The sequence below is a fragment of the Chryseobacterium sp. RU33C genome, from assembly GCF_900156015.1.
GTDB classification, from domain to species: domain Bacteria; phylum Bacteroidota; class Bacteroidia; order Flavobacteriales; family Weeksellaceae; genus Chryseobacterium; species Chryseobacterium candidae.
In genome coordinates, this window is the sequence record NZ_FTMT01000051.1 from 1 (window position 1) to 1266 (window position 1266).

At 37.0% G+C, this 1266-nt stretch carries 1 protein-coding gene; it reads left to right on the forward strand.

The features are described from left to right. Positions 1 to 106: 106 nt before the first annotated feature. Positions 107 to 1266, forward strand: a 1160-nt coding sequence (locus tag BW946_RS20990; protein ID WP_076598024.1) for an IS256 family transposase, incomplete at its 3' end; no start/stop codon positions are given.

Sequence of the window (1266 nt, forward strand, 5' to 3'; positions counted from 1 at the left end):
TCACTAACTGTGTAAGTTAAAAAGTTATTCTGGAAAATTTTGAGCCCTCATAGCTCAAAAAATTTTACGGAAATAACTTTTTATTATTTTTAACCATTACATAGTTATGATAGACAAAGAAGACTTATTAAACAACAAGGATTTCTATAAGTCCTTTAAAAATGGAGAAGACTTAACCTCTTTCTTCAAAGAAATGCATAAACGAGCTGTAGAACATATGCTTGATGCAGAATTGGACACCCATTTGGATAATGAAAAGCATCAGAAATCCATCACTGGAAATTACAGAAACGGCCACGGGACCAAGAAGATAAAATCCTCATTTGGCGAATCTGAAATTAAAGTTCCCCGAGATAGAGAAGGCAGTTTTGAACCTGCATTAGTCCCAAAGAGACACAACATCATCGAAGGTTTGGAGAATATCATCATCTCATTTTATGCTAAAGGAATGAGTGTAAGCGATATTGAAGAACAAATCAAGGAAATGTATGATTTTGAAGTTTCTACTTCTACCATCTCACGAATCACCAATGCTGTTGCCAGTGAAGTGGTGAGCTGGCAAAACCGCCCGCTTGAAGATTTATATCTCATTGTTTGGATGGATGGCATTGTTTTCAAGGTAAGGGAAAACTCCAAAGTCATTAATAAAACAGTTTATCTGGCTGTGGGATTAAACCGTGACGGTAGAAAAGAAGTCTTGGGTATGTGGCTTGGAAAAAATGAAAGTTCAGCTTTCTGGATGGGCGTTCTCACAGATTTAAAGGCCCGTGGTGTAGAGGATATTCTCATCACTGCCACCGATAATTTAAACGGATTTACCCAGACCATACGTTCTGTTTTTCCTGAATCTCAAACCCAGATCTGTGTCGTCCATCAAATCAGAAATGCCTGCAAATATGTGGTTTGGAAAGACAGGAAAGAGTTCTCTGCCGATATGAAGCATATTTACACTGCTCCAACAAAACAAGCTGCTGAAGCAGCTCTGGGTGATTTTGCAGCAAAATGGGAAAGCAAATATTCTTATGCTATTGCATCCTGGCGGAATAATTGGGATGAACTGACTGTATTTTTTGAATTTCCTTTGGAGATCCGAAAAATCATTTATACCACTAATTTAATTGAAAATCTCAACGGAAAAATCAGAAAATACACCAAAAACAAAATGTCTTTTCCTACAGATGATGCCGTCATGAAATCAGTGTATCTCGCTTTAAAAGAAGCTACTAAAAAATGGACAATGCCAATTCAAAATTGGGGTATTGTTCT